The organism is Comamonas sp. Tr-654 (genome assembly GCF_011752915.1).
Lineage (GTDB): Bacteria > Pseudomonadota > Gammaproteobacteria > Burkholderiales > Burkholderiaceae_C > Comamonas.
Window position 1 is genome coordinate 126,620 of record NZ_VWWQ01000002.1, and the last position, 19,298, is coordinate 145,917.

The window sequence follows — 19,298 nt, forward strand, 5'->3', positions numbered from 1 at the left end:
CGCGCCGATTGCCGGTGTCGCGGTCCGGCCCTAGTGGTGGCTGACCAGTGACTTTGTCTTGAATCGCGCTAAAACGAATCGATATTTTCGGGCTGTCACCCACGGAAAGCGAAAAAGAGCGAAAATATTCGATCTGAAATTTGTTCTTTGCTGTGTGCCTCCCATCCGTGATGGAGAGCGGCACGGCGATCACCGCAGAAGTCGTTCCATGAACCAGTCCACTCAACCCTTGGCTACAACGCGTGCACAACTGCTGGAGCGCCTGGCGCAGACCGAAAGCTTCGATCTGGCCATCGTGGGCGGCGGTGCCACGGGGCTGGGCGTGGCGGTGGACGCGGCGGCACGCGGCTTCAAGGTTGTGCTGCTGGAGTCGCTGGACTTCGCCAAGGGCACTTCCTCGCGCGCCACCAAGCTGGTGCACGGCGGCGTGCGCTACCTTGCGCAGGGCAATATCTCCCTGGTGCGCGAAGCGCTGCATGAGCGCACGACCCTGCTGCACAACGCGCCGCATCTGGCCCAGCCTCTGGCCTTTGTGATGCCCTCGTACAAGCTGCTGGACACGCCGTTCTACGGCATCGGCCTCAAGATGTATGACGCTCTGGCCGGCAAGGCCGGCCTGGGGGCGACCGAATTCCTCTCCAGCGCCAAGACCGTGAAATACCTGCCGACCGTGCAGCAAAAAGGTCTCAAGGGCGGGGTCAAGTACTGGGATGGTCAGTTTGATGATGCGCGCCTGGCGCTGGCGCTGGCGCGTACCGCCGCGGCCAAGGGCGCTTTGCTGATCAACTACTGCCCGGCAGAAAAGCTGATCTATGAAAACAACCAGATTGCCGGACTGATCTGCCGCGATGCGGAATCGGGTCGCAACTTCACCGTGCGCGCCAAGTGCGTGGTCAACGCCACGGGGCCCTGGGTGGATCTGTTCCGTCAGCAGGATGCCGAGGCTCAGGGCAAGCCCGTCAAGCCCATGGTTGCGCCCAGCCAGGGCGTGCACGTGGTGGTGGACCGCGAGTTTCTGCCCACGGATCATGCGCTGCTGATCCCCAAGACGGCCGATGGTCGCGTGCTGTTTGCCGTGCCATGGCTGGGCAAGGTGATTCTGGGAACCACCGACACGCCGCGCCACGATCTGGCGCGCGAACCCTTGCCCTTCCCAGAAGAGCTGGATTTCATTCTCGGCGAGGCCGGCAAGTATCTGAATCGCCAGCCCACGCTGGCCGATGTGCGCAGCATGTGGGTGGGCCTGCGCCCCCTGGTCAAGCCGCAGGACGATGATGGCGAGAACACCAAGAAGATCAGCCGCGAGCACACGGTGATGGCCAGCAAGACGGGTCTGGTAACCGTTACCGGCGGCAAATGGACCACGTACCGGGCCATGTCCGAGGATGTGCTGGCCGAATGCTTCCAGATCGGTCGTCTGCCCAGCCGTCCCGCCGGGGTTACCGTGAATCTGCCCCTGGTTGGTGCGCCGGCCGAGGCCGCAGTCACGCACAGCATGAATCAGAGCCAGGGACTGCACTCCTACGGCACGGATGCCGCCGCCGTGGCGGCGTTGCCGGGGGCGCAGAACTGGCTGATGGACGGACTTTCCGAGGCCATGGTGCGCTTTGCCGCCCGCTTCGAGTACGCACGCACCGTCGAGGACATGCTGGCGCGCCGCAGTCGCCTGCTCTTTCTCGATGCCCGCAAGGCGGCCGAGATTGCGCCCCGCGTGGCGGCCATCCTGACCGAGGAGCTGGGGCAGGATGTGCATCTCAACGACTTCCTGGCTCTGACTCGCCAATATCTGCCCGCTCAGGGCTGATCTGTGCGTCTGCTCGGCGGGCGTGGCGTGCGGGCAACAGGCTGTGGTCCGCAACCCTTGCGAAAATGTGAGCTTTAAGCGCTCTCTGTTGTTTGATTTCAGATGAAATATTGTTTGAAATCAATGGTCTAAAGGCGCTTCGCGCTATTGTTTTGGTTGCAAGTGCGAAAGGCCTGTCTGCCAGGCTTGGCGCCAGTGAAATCAGTGCGGGTATTGCGGGCTAAACGCTTGACGCACAAAGGATTTCCTGCGACAATCTCATGCTTCACGTGTAAAAGCGTGGAACTTTCTGCCCAGCGGGAAGCCCTTCGGAATGGTCCGAGGGGTGGACGACGGGCCCAAGACTGACCGGCTGCTTGAACGGCCCTTGAGAAGACTCTGGGGCTGTCGAGCGTTGCTGGAGCAAGTTGGGAATATTGAAATGATCCAAACAGAATCTCGGTTAGAGGTTGCCGACAACACCGGCGCGAAGTCTGTTCAGTGCATTAAGGTGCTGGGCGGTTCTCATCGTCGCTACGCAAGTGTTGGCGACATCATCAAGGTGAGCGTCAAGGAAGCAGCTCCTCGTGGTCGCGTCAAAAAAGGCGAGATCTACAGTGCTGTGGTTGTGCGCACCGCCAAGGGCATCCGTCGTGCAGACGGTTCGCTCGTGAAGTTCGACGGCAATGCCGCCGTGCTGCTGAACGCCAAGCTGGAGCCTATCGGCACCCGCATCTTTGGCCCCGTGACTCGTGAACTGCGTACCGAAAAGTTCATGAAGATCGTGTCGCTGGCCCCTGAAGTTCTCTAAAGGAATAGCACCATGAACAAGATTCGCAAGGGCGACGAAGTTATCGTGCTGACCGGCCGTGACAAGGGCAAGCGTGGCGTGGTTTCTCTGCGCAAGGATGACTCCCACGTGATCGTGGACGGTATCAACCTGGTCAAGAAGCACACCAAGCCTAACCCCATGAAGGGCACCACCGGCGGTATCGTGGAAAAGGCCATGCCTATCCACCAATCCAACGTGGCTATCTTCAATGCAGCGACCGGCAAGGCCGATCGCGTGGGCATCAAGGTGAACGCCGACGGCACACGTGTTCGCGTGTTCAAGTCCAATGGCGCTGAAATCGCCGCCTAAGGAGCAACACATGGCACGACTGCAAAAACTCTATCGCGAAAAGATCGCGGCTGAACTGAAAGAAAAGTTCGGCTACACCTCCGCTATGGAAGTGCCCCGTCTGACCAAGATCACTCTGAACATGGGTGTGAGCGAAGCCGTGGCCGACAAGAAGGTGATGGACAACGCCGTGGCTGACCTGACCAAGATTGCTGGTCAGAAGCCTGTGGTGACCAAGGCCAAGAAGGCTATCGCTGGTTTCAAGATCCGCGAAGGCCAAGCTATCGGCTGCATGGTGACCCTGCGTGGCGTTCAGATGTACGAATTCCTGGACCGTTTCGTGACCGTGGCTCTGCCCCGCGTGCGTGACTTCCGTGGTATCTCGGGTCGCTCGTTCGATGGTCGCGGCAACTACAACGTTGGCGTCAAAGAACAAATCATCTTCCCCGAAATCGAGTACGACAAGGTGGACGCTCTGCGTGGTCTGAACATCAGCATCACGACAACAGCGAAGAACGACGAAGAGTGCAAGGCACTGCTCGCCGCTTTCAAATTCCCCTTCAAGAACTGAGGTGGCGCATGGCTAAAGTAGCAATGATTCAGCGCGAACTGAAGCGCGAAAAGCTGGCAGCCAAGTATGCTGCCAAGTATGCAGAACTGAAGGCAATCGCCGGCGACGTGAAGCGTTCCGACGAAGAGCGCGACGCCGCTCGCCTGGGTCTGCAGAAGCTGCCCCGTAACTCGAACCCCACTCGCCAGCGTAACCGTTGCGAGATCACTGGCCGTCCTCGCGGTACCTTCCGCCAATTCGGTCTGGGTCGCGCCAAGGTGCGTGAATTGGCCTTTGCTGGCGACATCCCCGGTGTCACCAAGGCCAGCTGGTAAGCAAGCAGGAGAGATTAAACATGAGCATGAGTGATCCCATCGCTGACTTGCTGACCCGCATCCGCAATGCACAACTGGTCTCCAAGGCCACTGTGTCGGCTCCTTCCTCCAAGGTCAAGGTTGCCATCGCACAAGTGCTGAAGGAAGAAGGCTATATCGACGGCTTCGAAGTGAAGTCCGAAGGTGGCAAGTCCGAACTCGAAATTACCCTGAAGTACTACGCCGGTCGCCCTGTGATCGAACGTATCGAACGTGTGAGCCGTCCCGGCCTGCGCGTCTACAAGGGTCGTCACGCAATCCCTCAGGTCCAAAACGGCCTGGGTGTGGCCATCGTCACTACTCCCAAGGGCGTGATGACCGATCGCAAAGCACGTGCTGCCGGTATCGGCGGTGAAGTGCTGTGCTATGTGGCCTAACGGACATTAAGGAGAAATACTGAAATGTCTCGCGTAGCAAAAGCTATTGTGACCATCCCCGCTGGTGTGGATGTGTCCATCAACGCTGAATCCATCAAGGTCAAGGGCAAGGGCGGCGATCTGTCGCTGGCTCTGAACCGCCTGGTGGCCATCGGCAACAACGACGGCAAGCTGTCCTTTGCTCCCGCCAACGATTCCCGTGAAGCTGACGCTCTGGCCGGTACTTTCCGCCAGCTGGTCAACAACATGGTCAAGGGCGTGACTGAAGGCTTCGAGAAGAAGCTGACGCTGATTGGCGTGGGCTACAAGGCCGCTGCACAAGGTTCCAAGCTGAACCTGGCTGTGGGCTTCTCGCACCCCGTCAACTTCGAGATGCCTGCCGGCATCACTGTCGCTACCCCCACTCCGACTGAAATCGTGATCAAGGGTGCTGACCGTCAAGTGGTCGGTCAATTGGCTGCTGAGATCCGTGCCGTTCGTCCTCCCGAGCCTTACAAGGGCAAGGGCATTCGCTATGCGAATGAGAAGGTCGTGATCAAAGAGACCAAGAAGAAGTAAGGAGCTGCATGATGTTGAACAAGAAAGAGCAGCGTCTGCGCCGTGCCCGTCAGACTCGCATCCGCATTGCCCAGCAAGGCGTTGCACGTCTGAGCGTGAACCGCACCAACCTCCATATCTACGCCTCCGTGGTTTCGGAAGACGGCACTACCGTGCTGGCTTCGGCCTCCACTGCAGAAGTCGAAGTGCGTTCGCAACTCGGCGCCGCTGGCAAGGGTGGCAACGTGGCCGCCGCCACGCTGATCGGCAAGCGCATTGCTGAGAAGGCTAAGGCTGCTGGCGTTGAGAAAGTGGCTTTCGACCGCGCCGGTTTTGCATACCACGGCCGCGTGAAGGCTTTGGCAGAAGCCGCTCGCGAAGCGGGCCTGCAGTTCTAAGCGGAGCGGATACAAATGGCTAAATTTTCCCCCAAAGTGCAAGACGAAGGTCGTGACGACGGTCTGCGCGAAAAAATGATCGCGGTCAACCGCGTCACCAAGGTTGTGAAGGGTGGTCGTATTCTCGGCTTCGCTGCACTGACCGTGGTTGGCGACGGTGACGGTCGCGTTGGCATGGGTAAGGGCAAGTCCAAGGAAGTGCCTGCTGCCGTGCAAAAAGCGATGGAAGAATGCCGTCGCAACCTGATGAAGGTTGCACTGAAGAGCGGCACCATTCACCACTCGGTGAAGGGCCATCACGGCGCTGCCAAGGTCGAACTGCACCCAGCTCCCAAGGGTACCGGCATCATCGCTGGCGGCCCCATGCGCGCTGTTTTTGAAGTGGTGGGTATCACCGACATCGTGGCCAAGAGCCACGGTTCGTCGAACCCCTACAACATGGTTCGCGCAACTTTCGACGCTTTGAAGAACTCCACGACCCCTGCGAACGTGGCAGCAAAGCGCGGCAAGTCGGTCGAAGACATCTTCACCGCCTGATCGGAGTCCAGCACATGACAACACAACAAACTGTCAAGATTCAGCTGGTTCGTAGCCCCATCGGCACCAAAGAGTCGCACCGTGCGACTGTGCGTGGCCTGGGTCTGCGCAAGCTGAACAGCGTCAGCGAACTGCAGGACACTCCTGAAGTGCGCGGCATGATTAACAAGATCGCCTACTTGGTGAAGGTTCTCTGAAAGGATTGATGATGGAACTCAATAGCATCAAGCCTGCAGACGGCGCCAAGCACGCCAAGCGTCGCGTGGGTCGCGGTATCGGTTCTGGTCTGGGTAAGACCGCCGGTCGCGGTCACAAGGGTCAGAAGTCGCGTTCGGGTGGCTACCACAAGGTGGGCTTCGAAGGCGGTCAAATGCCTCTGCAGCGTCGCCTGCCCAAGCGTGGCTTCAAGTCGCATCTGCTGAAGTTCAATGCAGAAGTGACCCTGTCCGAGCTGGATAAGCTCGGCCTGGCCGAAGTCGATCTGGCTGCTCTGAAGCAAGCCGGTCTGGTTGGTTCTATCGCTAAGGTCGTAAAGATCATCAAGAGCGGTGAACTGACTAAGGCTGTCAAGCTCAACGGTATCGGCGCTACTGCCGGTGCCAAGGCTGCCATCGAAGCTGCCGGTGGCAGCATCGCCTGATTAAAGTTCTGAAAGAAGACATCCGTGGCTACTAGCGCAGCTCAAATTGCAAAGACTGGAAAATTCGGCGACCTGCGTCGTCGTCTGGTTTTTCTGTTGCTTGCGCTGGTCGTATACCGTATCGGGGCGCATATCCCCGTTCCGGGCATCGACCCAGCGCAGCTGCAGCAGCTGTTCTCTGGCCAGCAGGGCGGCATTCTCAATCTGTTCAACATGTTCTCGGGTGGAGCGCTCTCGCGCTTCACAGTGTTCGCACTGGGGATCATGCCGTACATCTCGGCATCGATCATCATGCAGCTCATGACCTACGTGGTCCCGACATTCGAGCAGATGAAAAAGGAAGGTGAAGCGGGTCGTCGCAAGATTACCCAGTACACCCGCTACGGCACTCTGGGCCTGGCGCTGTTTCAGTCCTTGGGAATTGCTGTTGCCCTGGAAAGCTCCGCAGGCTTGGTTCTGAACCCTGGTTTTGGCTTCCGCATGACTGCGGTCGTCAGTCTCACGGCCGGTACCTTGTTCCTGATGTGGCTTGGTGAACAGATCACGGAACGTGGTCTGGGCAACGGTATCTCGATACTGATTTTTGGCGGTATCGCCGCAGGCCTGCCGAGTTCTATCGGTGGTCTGCTGGAACTGGTGCGCACCGGTGCCATGAGCATTCTGGCGGCAATCTTCATTGTTCTCGTTGTGGCAGCCGTGACGTATTTCGTCGTGTATGTCGAACGAGGTCAACGCAAGATCTTGGTGAATTACGCACGCCGACAAGTCGGCAACAAGGTGTACGGTGGTCAGTCTTCGCACTTGCCACTGAAGCTGAACATGGCAGGTGTGATTCCTCCCATCTTCGCTTCATCGATCATCTTGCTGCCCGCTACGGTGGTGAATTGGTTCAGTGCAGGAGAATCCATGCGCTGGCTGAAGGATATTGCGAGCACGTTGACCCCTGGTCAGCCAATCTATGTCATCCTTTATGCTGCCGCGATCATTTTCTTCTGCTTCTTCTATACGGCCCTGGTTTTCAACAGCCGGGAAACTGCCGACAATCTGAAGAAGAGTGGCGCTTTCATCCCCGGGATTCGTCCTGGCGAACAGACAGCCCGCTACATTGACAAGATTCTGGTTCGCCTGACCCTGGCTGGCGCGATCTACATTACCTTCGTGTGCTTGTTGCCCGAATTCCTGATCCTGAAGTACAACGTTCCGTTCTACTTCGGTGGTACATCGTTGCTGATCATTGTGGTCGTGACAATGGACTTCATGGCGCAAGTGCAGAACTACGTGATGTCGCAGCAATACGAGTCGCTCCTGAAAAAAGCGAACTTTAAGGCTGGTATTTGATGACAAGGCTGCCCAAGGGGGCAGCCTGCCAAAAGTTAGTAGACGCCCATCGATCTATCGCGGGCATTGTTTCCCGGTCGATAGGCCGATAGTGGATGGAAAGTTTTAGGAGAAAAGAATGAGAGTTTCGGCTTCGGTCAAGAAAATCTGCCGTAACTGCAAGATCATCCGCCGCAAAGGTGTTGTGCGCGTGATCTGCACTGACCAGCGCCACAAGCAGCGCCAAGGTTGATTGAAAGCATTAGAGGACTAATATGGCACGTATTGCTGGCATTAACATCCCGCCGCACAAGCATGCTGAAATCGGCCTGACTGCCATCTTCGGCATCGGTCGCACTACAGCTCGCAAAATCTGCGAAGCATGCGGTATCGAGTATTCCAAGAAGGTCAAGGACCTGACGGACGCTGATCTGGAAAAGATCCGTGACTTCCTGAATCCCATGACTCTGGAAGGTGATCTGCGTCGCGAAACCACCATGAACATCAAGCGTTTGATGGACATCGGTTGCTACCGCGGTTTCCGTCATCGTCGCGGCCTGCCCATGCGCGGTCAACGTACCCGCACGAACGCTCGTACTCGCAAGGGTCCGCGCAAGGGTGCAGCGGCTCTGAAGAAATAAGAGATTGAAAGATCATTATGGCTAAGTCTCCCGCAAACAACGCAGCTGCTCGCGTTCGCAAGAAGGTCCGTAAGAATATTTCTGACGGTATCGCGCACGTGCACGCTTCGTTCAACAACACGATCATCACCATCACCGACCGTCAAGGCAACGCTCTGTCGTGGGCTTCGTCGGGTGGCCAGGGCTTCAAGGGTTCGCGTAAGTCGACTCCCTTTGCTGCTCAGGTTGCTTCGGAAGTGGCCGGTCGTGCTGCTATCGAACAGGGCATCAAGAACCTGGAAGTCGAAATCAAGGGTCCCGGTCCAGGCCGTGAATCCTCGGTTCGCGCCCTGGGTGCTCTGGGTATCCGCATCACTTCCATCTCGGACGTGACACCGGTTCCCCACAACGGCTGCCGCCCTCAAAAGCGTCGTCGTATCTAATTTTTTACCAAGCCCACCGCCGCCCAGGTGCATTTGCATCGCGGGCGGCTCCCGTGTTTGCGCACGGTAGATGACACAAAGGAAATCAAGTGGCACGCTATATTGGCCCCAAGGCAAAACTCTCCCGCCGCGAAGGTACTGATCTGTTCCTGAAGAGCGCTCGTCGCTCCATCGCAGACAAGGCTAAGTTCGACACCAAGCCTGGTCAGCATGGCCGCACTTCCGGTCAGCGCACTTCCGACTACGGTCTGCAACTGCGCGAAAAGCAGAAGGTCAAGCGCATGTACGGCGTGCTGGAGAAGCAATTCCGCCGCTACTTCGAAGCAGCTGATCGCAAGCGTGGCAACACTGGTGCCAACCTGCTGTCCCTGCTGGAATCGCGTCTGGACAACGTCGTGTACCGCATGGGCTTCGGCTCCACTCGCGCTGAAGCACGTCAGCTGGTCTCGCACAAGGCTATCACCGTGAACGGCCAGTCCGTGAACATTCCTTCCTACTCCGTGAAGGAAGGCGACGTGGTTGCCCTGCGTGAAAAGTCCAAGAAGCAAGCTCGCGTGGTCGAAGCTCTGCAACTGGCTGCTCAAGTGGGCTTCCCCGCATGGGTGGAAGTGTCTGCTGACAAGGCTGAAGGTACTTTCAAGAAGTCTCCTGACCGCGATGAGTTCGCAGCTGACATCAACGAATCCCTGATCGTTGAGTTGTACTCGCGTTAATCTTTAGCAGCGACATTTCTGTAACCGTCCCCACGGCGCGAGGCATCGCGCCGTGGGTGCTTCACCAGCCTTACCGGTGTAACGAGCCGAGGGTATTGAGAGGAAGTCTGCATGCAAACGAATTTGCTGAAGCCCAAGACAATCAATGTCGAGCAACTTGGTCACAACCGTGCCAAGGTTGTTCTGGAGCCGTTCGAGCGTGGCTACGGTCATACGCTGGGCAATGCCCTGCGCCGTGTTCTGCTCTCCTCCATGGTGGGTTACGCAGCGACGGAAGTGACGATTGCTGGAGTGCTGCATGAGTACTCCTCCATCGACGGTGTCCAGGAAGATGTGACGAACATCCTGCTGAACCTCAAGGGTGTGGTGTTCAAGCTGCACAATCGTGACGAAGTCACCCTGAGCCTGCGCAAGGATGGCGAAGGTGTTGTCACTGCCCGTGACATTCAGACCCCCCACGACGTAGAAATCGTCAACCCTGATCATGTGATTGCTCATCTGTCGCAAGGCGGCAAGCTGGACATGCAGATCAAGGTGGAAAAGGGCCGCGGCTATGTGCCCGGCAACGTGCGCCGCTACGGTGACGAATCGACCAAGTCGATCGGCCGTATCGTGCTCGACGCTTCGTTCTCGCCCGTCAAGCGCGTGAGCTACGCTGTCGAATCCGCACGTGTGGAACAGCGTACCGATCTGGACAAGCTGGTTCTGGAAATCGAAACCAACGGTGCCATCACCGCTGAAGACGCAGTGCGCGCATCCGCCAAGATCCTGGTGGAGCAGCTGGCAGTGTTTGCCCAGCTCGACGGTGGCGATATCGCCAGCGTGTTCGACGCTCCTGCCGGTGGCCGCGGTGCTGCGACCTCGTTCGATCCCATCCTGCTGCGTCCCGTGGACGAGCTCGAGCTCACCGTGCGTTCTGCCAACTGCCTCAAGGCAGAGAACATCTACTACATCGGTGACCTCATCCAGCGTACCGAAAACGAGCTGCTCAAGACTCCCAACCTGGGTCGTAAGTCGCTCAACGAGATCAAGGAAGTTCTGGCTTCCCGCGGTCTGACGCTGGGCATGAAGCTCGAGAACTGGCCACCAGCTGGCCTGGAAAAGCGTTAATCGCTACAATAGAGGACTTTGCTGAAATCGATCGGTTTTGGCAAAGTCCAAGTGCCTCGGGCAGTACCTGATACGGCTGCCTGATTTAATTTAAAAAAGATCTCCGGATAAAAACGGGGAGCAAAGGAAAAGCACCATGCGTCACGGCAACGGCCTCCGCAAACTGAACCGCACTTCTGCACACCGCAAGGCAATGCTGCAGAACATGATGAACTCGCTGATCGAGCACGAAGCTATCAAGACCACGGTCCCCAAGGCCAAGGAACTGCGTCGCGTCATCGAGCCCATGATCACTCTGGCCAAGGTTGACACCGTGGCTAACCGCCGTCTGGCTTTTGACCGTCTGCGCGACCGCGACAGCGTGACCAAGCTGTTCAACGTGCTGGGTCCCCGCAACGCTCAGCGTCCCGGCGGCTACACACGTATCCTGAAGATGGGCTTCCGCGTGGGCGACAACGCTCCCATGGCCTATGTGGAACTGGTTGAGCGCGCTGAAGAAGCCGCTGCAGCAGCTGAATAAGCCCGAGCAGGCTGCAAAGCCTGCTATAATTTGGAAATACCGCGCGATGGAGCAGTCTGGTAGCTCGTTGGGCTCATAACCCAAAGGTCGGAGGTTCAAATCCTTCTCGCGCAACCAAATTAAAAAAGGTCACGACATTGTCGTGACCTTTTTTTTGTCCATTTTCTCCATGGGCCAGAAGGCTGCACCCGCCTTAACTCGTCATACCCCTGACTGCGTGCCTGAGCGACGGCGCAGATGCTCGCGTACGCGGTCGGCGATCACCTGGGCGATTTCCGGACTGAGCACCTCGCTGATATGCAGCACCTCGGTGTAGTGCAGATAGAGCAGACCGCGCAAGGTCCGGAATGCCGTCTCATGCATGGCCCCGCAGATGCCGACATCGTTGGCCAGCACACGCTCCACGGCACCGGGCTCAAGCAGCCGGATCTTGCAGATAGCGGCCTGATGCAGGATCTCCAGGTCTATTTCCTCAAGGCGGTTTTCCCATTCATCGGGCAAGAATCGGTTCGCTGGCATGTAGGGTGGCTCTCCTGCTCAATCCATGGACATCTGTCCCAGACCCGGATGCTGGCATACCAGGGGCCTGGCCGTCGGTTTTGCCTCCACAAGTCTTGATGCTGATCAAATGCCGGCAAGGTGAACGTCGGCCTGGGGACGAGGCCGTGCGGCACTGCATCATGATGCCAGTCTGCGACCCGAGCACCAATGCCCGTCCGTGTCTCCTGGATTTCTCCGAGCTGAGGTATGGTGTCGCGATGCGCTGCAGGTAAAGAAAAGGACTTGTATGTTCGAGAAAATCGTCTCGATGTTCCGCTACCTCAAAGCGGCCGTGCCGTTTCGGCTGGTGCCTGCATTGATTGCCACCCTGGTGCTGGTCGGTCTGCTGCTGACGCCGGTGCCAGCTGGGCTGGATACCAAGGCATGGCAGCTGGTGGCCATCTTTCTGACGACCATCGTGGCGATCATTCTCAAGGTCATGCCCATTGGCGTGATGGCTCTGATGGCGATTGTCATCGTGTCGCTGTCCCAGGTGACCTCCAGTTCCTCCAAGGGTGCGATCACGGATGCGCTGAGCAGCTTTGCGAACCCCCTGATCTGGCTGATCGTGGTGGCGGTTCTGATCTCGCGTGGCCTCAAGAAGACAGGGCTCGGCAACCGCATCGGCCTGCTGTTCATTGCGCTGATGGGCAAGCGCACCATAGGCATAGGTTACGGACTTGCGATCTGTGAGCTGGTACTGGCCCCGTTCACCCCCAGCAACACGGCGCGCGGCGGCGGCATCGTGCATCCGATCATGAAGTCCATTGCCAATGCCTTCGAGTCGGACCCGGCCAAGGGAACGCAAGGCAAAGTCGGGACCTATCTGGCACTAGTCAACTACCACTCCAACCCGATCACCTCGGCCATGTTCCTGACCGCAACGGCGCCCAATCCCCTGGTGGTGGACCTGGTGGCCAAGGCCACGGGCCAGTCTCTGCATCTGAGCTGGACAAGTTGGGCGCTGTACATGCTGCTGCCAGGCCTGCTGTGTCTGCTGTTGATGCCGCTGGCGGTCTATCTGCTGTCGCCTCCCGAGCTCAAGGCGACGCCCAATGCCGTGGAGTATGCTCGTGCCGAGATGGCCCGCATGGGCCCGCTGTCGGGCAAGGAGCGGGTGATGCTCGGGACTTTCGGCATGATGCTGCTGCTGTGGGCGAATGTGCCGCAGATGCTGTTCGGTCCGGCCTTCATGCTGGACCCGACCGTGGTGGCTTTTCTCGGTTTGTTCGCCTTGATCATCACTGGGACCATCGACTGGGATGACGTGCTGTCCGAAAAAAGTGCCTGGGACACCCTGATCTGGTTCGGTGCCCTGGTGATGCTGGCCGAGCAGCTCAACAAGCTAGGGGTGGTCGCCTGGTTTGCCGAAGGCCTGAAGAATGCCATCGTCGCCAGCGGCCTGGACTGGCTGCCTGTGGCCGCCATTCTGGTGGGCGTCTTCGTCTTCTCGCACTATCTGTTTGCCAGCACCACCGCCCATATCAGCGCCATGATGCTGGCCTTTCTGACCGTGGGTGCGCAACTGATCCCAGCCGACTACGTCGTGCCCTTCATGCTGATGATGACGGCCGGTTCGGCCATCATGATGACGTTGACGCACTACGCGACCGGAACATCGCCCATCATCTTCGGCAGCGGCTATGTGACTTTGGGTGTCTGGTGGCGCGTAGGTGCTGTCATGTGCGTGCTGGAACTACTGATCTTCGCTGTCGTCGGCGCTGCCTGGTGGAAGCTGCTGGGGCTGTGGTGACCTACGGCCTCAGGTGGCCATATCCAGAGGCTCGCCCAGCGACAGCATGAGCCGGTTGGCCCAGTTGAAGAAGGCCGTGCCGTGAATCGCATCGGAGATGGCAGTATCGTCGAGCCCGGCGGCGCGCAGCGCATCGATATGACTGGACTCCAGCGCGGGCGGCGTCTGCGTCAAGGCCACGGCGGCGGCGACGATGGCGTTCCAGCGCGGACCCAGATCGCTGCCCGGGCCTTCATCGAGCAGGCGCTGCACATCGGCTGCGCGTTGCGAGAAATGCGAGGCAAAGCGTGCATGTACCGAAGCGCAGTAGATGCAGCCGTTGGTGCGTGAGGTTGCTGCTGCTGCCAGTTCACGCTCGGCGCGCGGCAGGCCTGCGTCTGGGTTGTAGAAGATGTCCTTGTCGGTGCGCGTGCGTGCTCCGAGCGTGTCGGGGTCGCGCGCCAGCAGCCGGAAATAGGGTGAACGCGCGCGCGCCGCATCCACCAGCCCCGCATGGTGGCGCTCGCTCAGCTCGCTCTCCTCCAGCGGAGCTATCCATGGTTGCCAGTCGAGCTGCTTCTGGGTGAAGACCTGGGGGGAGGTGTTGTGCGTGGTGGTCATGGCTGGGCTTGCAGGGCGAGGGTGGAAGATTCCGTGGTGACTGCAGCTCGTACGCCAAGCACGCGCAGCCCCGCCACGAGGCGGATCTGGAAGGACAGGAAAGAGGCGAGCTGGGACAGGATGACGATATCGGTCTCGCTCCAGCCAGCCTGCTGTAGCGCCAGCAAGGTCTGCGCACTCGCATCGCGTGGGTGGTAGGCCAGCAGATGGGCATGGGCCAACGCGGCGCTCAGGCGCGGGCCCAGCAAAGCCGCATGCGCCGGGTCCACGGCGTAGCTGGGGCCGCTCTGGTCCTCGCGGCTCAAGGGGCCGGCCGGATAGATCCCGTAGGGGCCGTGCGGGCCGCTGCCGGCCTGCAGGCTGGCAGCGCGCCCGCGCACCACTTCCGAGCTCACGGCATCGGCCAGATCGGCATCCTCGGCCGCCAGGGCGCGTGTGTAGAAGGCCGTGCTGCGTGGCTCGCCGTGCAGGCCTGCCGTGAAGGCTGCCAGCGTCAGGCGCTCGCGCAGGGGGACGGTTCCTGCAACGGGCTCGGCGGGGGTGAACAGCGCGGCAAAGCTTTGCTGGGCCTGTGTGCGAGCCTCGCTGCGGTGGCGGCGCACCTGATCCAGCGTGCTGCCGGCAGCGATATCGGCGAGATGGTCGATCACATCTTCGGGAAAGCGGGTCTGTGCGGTATTGCTCATGGTCATGCGGCTTGAAGCAGTTCGGTCCGGACTGGGGGTTGGGAAGCGCCGGCGAGGGCCCCGCTGCGGCGCCAGCCCAGAGCCGGCGCCACGACGGCTACCGTCAGCTCGATGGAGCGCAGAATGGCCTGATGTGGTGGGTCGATTGAGTGGACCTGGAACACGATGTCGCTGGCTTGCGCCAGCGCCGTGTCGGCTTTGAGCGAGGCGATCACCTCCTCGGGCGTGCCCACATGCACGTCATAGGCTTCAATGAGCTGCTGCAGCGGCGCCTGCGGATCGACGCGCGGTGCCCATTGCGTGGACGCGGATGAGGCCAGGGCGGCATGACGCTGGGCCGAACGGCGCAGACCGGCCTCGGCCCATTCCAGCGCCTGCTCGCGCCTGTCGGCAACCAGCAGCGTGCGCGAGGCCAGGATGCGCGGTGCGCGTCCTGCGGGCAGGGCCGCGAGATGGGCTTCGATGATGGGGTTCTGTATCTCGGACAGCGTGGCCCGGGGCCGGCCTTCGGGTCGGGGCTGGGTGCGCGAGAGCATCAAGCCGTCCCCGTTGGCGCCGGCGCGTGCCCCGCCCTCGACCGAGAACGTGGCCTGCCAGACGCGTTCCAGCAGGTGCGGGGCTGCGGGGTACAGGCGCACGCCGCCTGCCAGCTCGCGCCCGGCCCAGGCATCCCTCAGCACGGCGAAGTTGCGCGCAAAGACTGCGCCGCGCTCGCTGCCTGTGACGCCGAAGGCCTCGAAGGACTCCGCCGTGCCGCCCGTGCCCAGGCCCACTTCGAGGCGACCGTTCGACAGCAGGTCCAGCACGGCCGCATCCTCGGCCACGCGCAGCGCGTTTTCCAGTGGCAGCGTGACCACGCCAGTGCCCAGACGGATGCGCTGCGTGCGGGCCGCCACATGCGAGAGAAAGACAAAGGGCGAGGGCAGGCCGCCCTCGCTTTCATGGAAATGATGCTGGGCGATCCAGGCCGAGTCGAAGCCCTGGGCTTCGGCATGGGCGATCTGCTCGGTGACCAGACGGTAGCGTTCGCCGGCCGGCACCTCATCGAGCAGGCGGCTGAAGAAGCCCAGGCGTGGGGCAGGGCGCACGCGAGCAAGAGTGTCAGGCGGTGTGGGGGACAAAATCAATGCTCCTTTTGCCGGGAATGGCGTCCATGAGTTCGCGCGTGTAGTCGCTGGTGGGGCGCAGGAACACGTCCTCGACGCTGCCTGCGTCCACCACCTTGCCTGCGCGCAGCACCGACACCGTGTCGGCGATCTGGCGCACCACGGCAAGGTCGTGCGAGATGAAGAGATAGCTCAGGCCCAGGTCCTGCTGCAGTTGCGCGAGCAGGGCGAGGATCTGGGCCTGCACGGTCACGTCCAGGGCCGAAACGGCCTCGTCCAGCACCACCACCTCCGGTTGCAGCACCAGGGCGCGTGCAATCGCCACGCGCTGGCGCTGGCCGCCCGAGAGCGCATGCGGGCGCCGCTCAAGCACGGCGGCCGGCAGGCCCACGCGTTCCAGCATGCCCAGCACGCGCTGGCGGCGCTCCTGGGGCGGCAGCGGCTCGAAGTTGAGCAGCGGCTCCTCGATGATGTCGAAGACACGCTGGCGCGGGTCCAGCGAGCTGAACGGGTTCTGGTAGACCAGCTGGACCTTGCGCCGCAGCTGGCGCAGGGCCTCGCCGCGCAGGCCCGTGAGTTCGGCTCCGGCGATGCGGATGCGACCCGATGTAGGGCGTGCCAGGCCCACGATGTCGCGTATGGTGGTGGTCTTGCCCGAGCCCGACTCGCCGACGATGGCGTGCGTGTAGCCCCGGCGCACGCGTAGAGACACGCCGTCCACGGCGCGGAAAACGCCGCGCCCCTGGCCGGGGGCGTGGAAGTCGTGAACCAGGTCATCGACCTCGATGGCCCAGTCTTGGGCAGCGGCCGCCGCCGATGGCGCAGTGCGACGAGGGGCGGGCGTGAGCGAGGGAGCATCAGACAGCAAGCGGCGCGTATAGGCGCTTTGCGGATTGCGCAGAAGCTCCAGTGTCGGGCCTTGTTCCTGGATGCGGCCGCCCTGCATGACGATGAGGCGATGCGCACGGTCTGCCGCCACGCCCAGGTCGTGGGTGACCAGCAGCACGGCGGTGCCGGTTTCGCGGCGCAGCTCGTCGATCAGATCCAGGATGCGCCGCTGCACGGTGACATCTAGCGCGCTGGTGGGCTCGTCGGCGATGATCAGCGCAGGCCGCAGCGCGATGGCGATGGCGATCAGCACGCGCTGGCGCATGCCGCCCGACAGCTCGTGCGGATACTGGCGTGCGCGCAGGGCGGGCTGTGACAGGCCCACGCGTGTCAGCAGGTCGATCACGCGCGCCTCGATGGCGGAGCGGTCGCGTAGGCCGTGAATGCGCAGGATTTCGCCGACCTGGTCGCCCACGGTGCGCACGGGGTTGAGCGAGGTGGTCGGATCCTGGGGCACAAGGCTGATCACGCGGCCGCGAATGCTGTTCCAGCGCGCGGCGCTCCAGTCGGAGACCTCGGTGCCCTGCAGCCGGATGCTGCCTTGCTCGCGGCGCCCGTTGTCGGCCAGCAGTCCGATCACGGCCTGGGCCGTTGTGGTCTTGCCCGAGCCCGATTCGCCGACCAGGGCCACAACCTCGCCGGGCGCCACGGAAAACGACAGGCCGTGGACCACGCGCTGCTCCTGGCCGCTGTGGTCGCGGTAGGCGATGACCAGGTCCTGGACTTCGAGCAGCGGAGCTACAGCAGAGGCAGGGATGGCCGCGGCGGGGCGGTCTTGCAGCAGGGCGCTCATGCCGGCCTCCGTGCGAAGGAGGCGCCGATGCGGTTGGCGGCCAGTACCACGGCCACCACGACCAGGCCCGGCGCCGTGGTCAGCCACCAGGCGGTGGCGATGTAGTTGCGCCCTTCGGCGATCAGCAGACCCCATTCAGGCGTGGGCGGCGGCGCGCCGTAGCCCAGAAAACCCAGCGTGGAAATCGACAGGATGGCCGAGCCGAACTGCAGTGCGGCCAGGGCCACCACCGAGGTCAGCGAGTTGGGCAGAACATGGCGCCACAGCACGGCGGCAAAGCGTCCGCCGCTGCCGAAGGCCGCCTCCACATAGTCGGAGCGCCGCACGCGTACCACTTCGGAGCGCACCAGGCGCGCGAAGCCGGCCACGGATGCCACCCCCACGGCGATGGCCGCATTGATGGTGCCAAAGCCCAGCAAGATGATGATGGTCAGCGACAGCAGCAGCGAGGGCACGGCCAGCAGCACGTCGACGAAGCGCATCAGCGCATCATCGACGCGGCCGCCCGTGGCACCGGCCAGCAGACCGATCAGCGTGCCCGCCACCAGGCCCACGGCCACGGCCAGGAAAGCACCCGACAAGGAGTGCACCGAGCCATGCATCACGCGGGCCCAGAGATCACGACCCAGCGCATCCGTGCCTAGCCAGTGCGCGAGGCCGGGCTCCAGCAGCTGCTGGCCGGCCTGGCCGACGACGGGGTTCTGATGGGCAAACCAGCCCGGAACCAGGGCCCACAGCGCGGCGGTGGCAATCACCAGCCAGGCCAGGGCCAGCGTGGGCGACAGGCGTCCGAGCCTTTGCAGATCGATCAGGACGGGGCGCAGGCTTTTTGCGGCCAGTGCCGGCGGGGGCACCAGCCTGGGCGCTGCGGTCGAGGCGACGCCGGATGCCTGTGGCTTGGGAATGGCGGTCGAGACGGCGGTGTTCATGCCCGGTTCTCCACAGAATGACGCAAACGAGGATCGAGCAGCGGGTAGAGCAGGTCCACGGCGAGGTTGATGAGCACGAAGGCGGCGGCCGAGACCACGACCACGGCCTGGAGCACAGCCGTGTCCTGGTTGCCCACGGCCTGCTGGGTCAGCGTGCCAAGGCCGTTGAGGCCGAACACGGCCTCGGTGACCACGGCGCCGGCCAACAGCTCGCCGAACAGCACGCCGGCAATCGTCAAGGTCGGCAGCAAGGCATTGCGCGCCACATGGTGCAGCAGCACCCAGGCGCGAGAAGCGCCCTTGGCACGCGCCACGGCCACGAAGGGCTGTGCCAGCACGGTGTCGATGTTGCGCAGCAGGATCTGGGCCAGTGGCGCCGAAATGGGGACGGCCAGCGTCAGCGTGGGAAGGACCAGGCCTTCCCAGGGGCCAGGATTGATGACGGGAATCCATCCCAGACGGAAGGACAGGACCTGGATCAGCATGATGCCCAGCCAGAAAACCGGCACGGAGACGAAGACCGAGGGCAGGGCTTGCAGGGCATTGCGCAGCCAGGCCAGAGGCGCGAGGCTGGCCGCGGCCGCCAGACCGATGGCCAGCAGCGCCGCCGTGGAAAAGCCCAGGGCCGCCAGGCGCAGCGTGGGCGGCAGACTGGTGGCCAGGCCCTGGCTCACGGGTACGCCTGCCTGCAGCGAGTAGCCGAAATGGCCCGTGAGGAACTGAGCCAGCGTGTGCAGGTATTGCTGCCAGACGGGCTGGTCGGCGCCATAGGCGGCCCGGATGTCGGCGATCTCCTGCGGGCCCAGGCCCAGCTCGGGGTTCAGGAACTTGATCAGTACGGCATCGCCCGGCAGCAGTTGCAGCAGGATGAAAGAGGCCGTGAAAGCCGCCCACAGCACCAGGGCGGCCTGTGCGATGCGGCCAAGCAGATAGCGGCGTGGCATGGGTGCGCCTCCTTGATCGG

26 protein-coding genes and 1 tRNA gene are annotated in these 19,298 nt (G+C 61.6%); 20 read left to right on the forward strand and 7 right to left on the reverse strand.

Annotation, left to right across the window (positions count from 1 at the left end; genetic code table 11):
• Positions 1–208 precede the first annotated feature (208 nt).
• From F3J24_RS06250 to F3J24_RS06340, 19 genes are all read left to right on the forward strand, one after another.
• On the forward strand, positions 209–1,804 hold the full coding sequence (locus tag F3J24_RS06250) for a glycerol-3-phosphate dehydrogenase/oxidase (protein ID WP_167003715.1): 1,596 nt from the start codon (positions 209–211) through the stop codon (positions 1,802–1,804).
• A 421-nt stretch (positions 1,805–2,225) separates the two neighbouring features.
• Positions 2,226–2,594 carry a 50S ribosomal protein L14 gene (gene rplN / locus F3J24_RS06255; protein WP_003050500.1) on the forward strand — a complete coding sequence of 123 codons (369 nt, stop codon included), beginning with the start codon at positions 2,226–2,228 and terminating at the stop codon, positions 2,592–2,594.
• A gap of 12 nt (positions 2,595–2,606) precedes the next feature.
• Positions 2,607–2,924: a 50S ribosomal protein L24 gene (rplX, locus tag F3J24_RS06260; protein WP_003050504.1), complete on the forward strand. Its 318-nt coding sequence runs from the start codon at positions 2,607–2,609 to the stop codon at positions 2,922–2,924.
• A gap of 10 nt (positions 2,925–2,934) precedes the next feature.
• Positions 2,935–3,474, forward strand: a complete 540-nt coding sequence (gene rplE / locus F3J24_RS06265; RefSeq protein WP_003050507.1) for a 50S ribosomal protein L5 — start codon at positions 2,935–2,937, stop codon at positions 3,472–3,474.
• A gap of 8 nt (positions 3,475–3,482) precedes the next feature.
• Complete coding sequence (gene rpsN / locus F3J24_RS06270; RefSeq protein WP_003050509.1) at positions 3,483–3,788, forward strand: 30S ribosomal protein S14; 306 nt, start codon at positions 3,483–3,485, stop codon at positions 3,786–3,788.
• A 20-nt stretch (positions 3,789–3,808) separates the two neighbouring features.
• On the forward strand, positions 3,809–4,204 hold the full coding sequence (gene rpsH, locus F3J24_RS06275) for a 30S ribosomal protein S8 (RefSeq protein ID WP_003050510.1): 396 nt from the start codon (positions 3,809–3,811) through the stop codon (positions 4,202–4,204).
• 24 nt (positions 4,205–4,228) lie between these two features.
• Positions 4,229–4,762: a 50S ribosomal protein L6 gene (gene rplF, locus F3J24_RS06280; RefSeq protein ID WP_003050512.1), complete on the forward strand. Its 534-nt coding sequence runs from the start codon at positions 4,229–4,231 to the stop codon at positions 4,760–4,762.
• 11 nt (positions 4,763–4,773) lie between these two features.
• Positions 4,774–5,139 carry a 50S ribosomal protein L18 gene (rplR, locus tag F3J24_RS06285; protein WP_003050513.1) on the forward strand — a complete coding sequence of 122 codons (366 nt, stop codon included), beginning with the start codon at positions 4,774–4,776 and terminating at the stop codon, positions 5,137–5,139.
• A gap of 15 nt (positions 5,140–5,154) precedes the next feature.
• On the forward strand, positions 5,155–5,676 hold the full coding sequence (gene rpsE / locus F3J24_RS06290; protein ID WP_003050515.1) for a 30S ribosomal protein S5: 522 nt from the start codon (positions 5,155–5,157) through the stop codon (positions 5,674–5,676).
• Positions 5,677–5,690: 14 nt separating this feature from the next.
• Positions 5,691–5,873: a 50S ribosomal protein L30 gene (gene rpmD, locus F3J24_RS06295; protein ID WP_003050517.1), complete on the forward strand. Its 183-nt coding sequence runs from the start codon at positions 5,691–5,693 to the stop codon at positions 5,871–5,873.
• Positions 5,874–5,884: 11 nt separating this feature from the next.
• The gene (rplO, locus tag F3J24_RS06300; protein ID WP_003050519.1) at positions 5,885–6,316 is read left to right on the forward strand and encodes a 50S ribosomal protein L15; all 432 of its coding nucleotides are present in this window, start codon (positions 5,885–5,887) and stop codon (positions 6,314–6,316) included.
• A gap of 24 nt (positions 6,317–6,340) precedes the next feature.
• Positions 6,341–7,654: a preprotein translocase subunit SecY gene (gene secY, locus F3J24_RS06305; protein WP_003050520.1), complete on the forward strand. Its 1,314-nt coding sequence runs from the start codon at positions 6,341–6,343 to the stop codon at positions 7,652–7,654.
• Positions 7,655–7,772: 118 nt separating this feature from the next.
• The gene (rpmJ, locus tag F3J24_RS06310; protein WP_003050535.1) at positions 7,773–7,886 is read left to right on the forward strand and encodes a 50S ribosomal protein L36; all 114 of its coding nucleotides are present in this window, start codon (positions 7,773–7,775) and stop codon (positions 7,884–7,886) included.
• 22 nt (positions 7,887–7,908) lie between these two features.
• Positions 7,909–8,274 carry a 30S ribosomal protein S13 gene (gene rpsM / locus F3J24_RS06315; protein ID WP_003050537.1) on the forward strand — a complete coding sequence of 122 codons (366 nt, stop codon included), beginning with the start codon at positions 7,909–7,911 and terminating at the stop codon, positions 8,272–8,274.
• A 17-nt stretch (positions 8,275–8,291) separates the two neighbouring features.
• Positions 8,292–8,696 carry a 30S ribosomal protein S11 gene (rpsK, locus tag F3J24_RS06320; protein WP_003050538.1) on the forward strand — a complete coding sequence of 135 codons (405 nt, stop codon included), beginning with the start codon at positions 8,292–8,294 and terminating at the stop codon, positions 8,694–8,696.
• Positions 8,697–8,785: 89 nt separating this feature from the next.
• Complete coding sequence (gene rpsD / locus F3J24_RS06325) at positions 8,786–9,409, forward strand: 30S ribosomal protein S4 (protein ID WP_003050540.1); 624 nt, start codon at positions 8,786–8,788, stop codon at positions 9,407–9,409.
• A gap of 111 nt (positions 9,410–9,520) precedes the next feature.
• A complete protein-coding gene (gene rpoA, locus F3J24_RS06330) occupies positions 9,521–10,519 on the forward strand; it encodes a DNA-directed RNA polymerase subunit alpha (RefSeq protein ID WP_003050542.1) in 999 nt (332 codons plus the stop codon).
• A gap of 136 nt (positions 10,520–10,655) precedes the next feature.
• Complete coding sequence (rplQ, locus tag F3J24_RS06335; protein ID WP_003050544.1) at positions 10,656–11,039, forward strand: 50S ribosomal protein L17; 384 nt, start codon at positions 10,656–10,658, stop codon at positions 11,037–11,039.
• 40 nt (positions 11,040–11,079) lie between these two features.
• A tRNA-Met gene (locus F3J24_RS06340) sits at positions 11,080–11,156 on the forward strand.
• Positions 11,157–11,240: 84 nt separating this feature from the next.
• On the opposite strand, the gene F3J24_RS06345 is transcribed toward F3J24_RS06340, so the two are convergent.
• A complete protein-coding gene (locus F3J24_RS06345; RefSeq protein ID WP_167003717.1) occupies positions 11,241–11,558 on the reverse strand; it encodes a hypothetical protein in 318 nt (105 codons plus the stop codon).
• 268 nt (positions 11,559–11,826) lie between these two features.
• On the opposite strand from F3J24_RS06345, the gene F3J24_RS06350 reads away from it, so the two are divergent.
• Positions 11,827–13,332, forward strand: a complete 1,506-nt coding sequence (locus tag F3J24_RS06350) for a DASS family sodium-coupled anion symporter (RefSeq protein WP_167003719.1) — start codon at positions 11,827–11,829, stop codon at positions 13,330–13,332.
• Positions 13,333–13,341: 9 nt separating this feature from the next.
• Here the strand turns inward: F3J24_RS06350 and F3J24_RS06355 are convergent, their stop codons facing one another.
• The 6 genes from F3J24_RS06355 to F3J24_RS06380 are packed head-to-tail and all read right to left on the reverse strand — an operon-like array spanning position 13,342 to position 19,278.
• Entirely contained in the window at positions 13,342–13,932 is a 591-nt protein-coding gene (locus F3J24_RS06355) for an alkylhydroperoxidase domain protein (RefSeq protein WP_167003721.1), read from the reverse strand.
• On the reverse strand, positions 13,929–14,624 hold the full coding sequence (locus tag F3J24_RS06360) for a CMD domain protein (RefSeq protein ID WP_167003723.1): 696 nt from the start codon (positions 14,622–14,624) through the stop codon (positions 13,929–13,931). Before F3J24_RS06360 ends, F3J24_RS06355 begins: the two co-directional genes overlap by 4 nt.
• On the reverse strand, positions 14,621–15,739 hold the full coding sequence (locus tag F3J24_RS06365; RefSeq protein ID WP_167003725.1) for a putative FMN-dependent luciferase-like monooxygenase: 1,119 nt from the start codon (positions 15,737–15,739) through the stop codon (positions 14,621–14,623). The genes F3J24_RS06360 and F3J24_RS06365 overlap by 4 nt, the downstream gene beginning before the upstream one ends.
• Positions 15,720–17,405 (reverse strand): ABC transporter ATP-binding protein, encoded by a 1,686-nt coding sequence (locus F3J24_RS06370; RefSeq protein ID WP_167003728.1) that lies wholly within the window; start codon positions 17,403–17,405, stop codon positions 15,720–15,722. Before F3J24_RS06370 ends, F3J24_RS06365 begins: the two co-directional genes overlap by 20 nt.
• Positions 17,402–18,334, reverse strand: a complete 933-nt coding sequence (locus F3J24_RS06375; protein WP_167003730.1) for an ABC transporter permease — start codon at positions 18,332–18,334, stop codon at positions 17,402–17,404. The genes F3J24_RS06370 and F3J24_RS06375 overlap by 4 nt, the downstream gene beginning before the upstream one ends.
• Positions 18,331–19,278 (reverse strand): ABC transporter permease, encoded by a 948-nt coding sequence (locus F3J24_RS06380; RefSeq protein WP_167003732.1) that lies wholly within the window; start codon positions 19,276–19,278, stop codon positions 18,331–18,333. Before F3J24_RS06380 ends, F3J24_RS06375 begins: the two co-directional genes overlap by 4 nt.
• Positions 19,279–19,298: the final 20 nt, after the last annotated feature.

Bases quoted from the DNA above. Each gene is read 5' to 3' on its own strand.
- rplQ (WP_003050544.1), top strand. From the start codon at position 10,656: ATGCGTCACGGCAACGGCCTCCGCAAACTGAACCGCACTTCTGCACAC.
- F3J24_RS06380 (WP_167003732.1), bottom strand. From the start codon at position 19,278: ATGCCACGCCGCTATCTGCTTGGCCGCATCGCACAGGCCGCCCTGGTG.
- F3J24_RS06370 (WP_167003728.1), bottom strand. From the start codon at position 17,405: ATGAGCGCCCTGCTGCAAGACCGCCCCGCCGCGGCCATCCCTGCCTCT.
- rpsN (WP_003050509.1), top strand. From the start codon at position 3,483: ATGGCTAAAGTAGCAATGATTCAGCGCGAACTGAAGCGCGAAAAGCTG.
- F3J24_RS06350 (WP_167003719.1), top strand. From the start codon at position 11,827: ATGTTCGAGAAAATCGTCTCGATGTTCCGCTACCTCAAAGCGGCCGTG.
- F3J24_RS06360 (WP_167003723.1), bottom strand. From the start codon at position 14,624: ATGACCATGAGCAATACCGCACAGACCCGCTTTCCCGAAGATGTGATC.
- rpmD (WP_003050517.1), top strand. From the start codon at position 5,691: ATGACAACACAACAAACTGTCAAGATTCAGCTGGTTCGTAGCCCCATC.
- rplE (WP_003050507.1), top strand. From the start codon at position 2,935: ATGGCACGACTGCAAAAACTCTATCGCGAAAAGATCGCGGCTGAACTG.
- rplX (WP_003050504.1), top strand. From the start codon at position 2,607: ATGAACAAGATTCGCAAGGGCGACGAAGTTATCGTGCTGACCGGCCGT.
- rplF (WP_003050512.1), top strand. From the start codon at position 4,229: ATGTCTCGCGTAGCAAAAGCTATTGTGACCATCCCCGCTGGTGTGGAT.
- rpoA (WP_003050542.1), top strand. From the start codon at position 9,521: ATGCAAACGAATTTGCTGAAGCCCAAGACAATCAATGTCGAGCAACTT.
- rpsH (WP_003050510.1), top strand. From the start codon at position 3,809: ATGAGCATGAGTGATCCCATCGCTGACTTGCTGACCCGCATCCGCAAT.
- F3J24_RS06345 (WP_167003717.1), bottom strand. From the start codon at position 11,558: ATGCCAGCGAACCGATTCTTGCCCGATGAATGGGAAAACCGCCTTGAG.
- rpsM (WP_003050537.1), top strand. From the start codon at position 7,909: ATGGCACGTATTGCTGGCATTAACATCCCGCCGCACAAGCATGCTGAA.
- F3J24_RS06375 (WP_167003730.1), bottom strand. From the start codon at position 18,334: ATGAACACCGCCGTCTCGACCGCCATTCCCAAGCCACAGGCATCCGGC.
- rplO (WP_003050519.1), top strand. From the start codon at position 5,885: ATGGAACTCAATAGCATCAAGCCTGCAGACGGCGCCAAGCACGCCAAG.
- F3J24_RS06355 (WP_167003721.1), bottom strand. From the start codon at position 13,932: ATGACCACCACGCACAACACCTCCCCCCAGGTCTTCACCCAGAAGCAG.
- rplN (WP_003050500.1), top strand. From the start codon at position 2,226: ATGATCCAAACAGAATCTCGGTTAGAGGTTGCCGACAACACCGGCGCG.
- rpsE (WP_003050515.1), top strand. From the start codon at position 5,155: ATGGCTAAATTTTCCCCCAAAGTGCAAGACGAAGGTCGTGACGACGGT.
- rplR (WP_003050513.1), top strand. From the start codon at position 4,774: ATGTTGAACAAGAAAGAGCAGCGTCTGCGCCGTGCCCGTCAGACTCGC.
- rpmJ (WP_003050535.1), top strand. From the start codon at position 7,773: ATGAGAGTTTCGGCTTCGGTCAAGAAAATCTGCCGTAACTGCAAGATC.
- rpsK (WP_003050538.1), top strand. From the start codon at position 8,292: ATGGCTAAGTCTCCCGCAAACAACGCAGCTGCTCGCGTTCGCAAGAAG.
- F3J24_RS06250 (WP_167003715.1), top strand. From the start codon at position 209: ATGAACCAGTCCACTCAACCCTTGGCTACAACGCGTGCACAACTGCTG.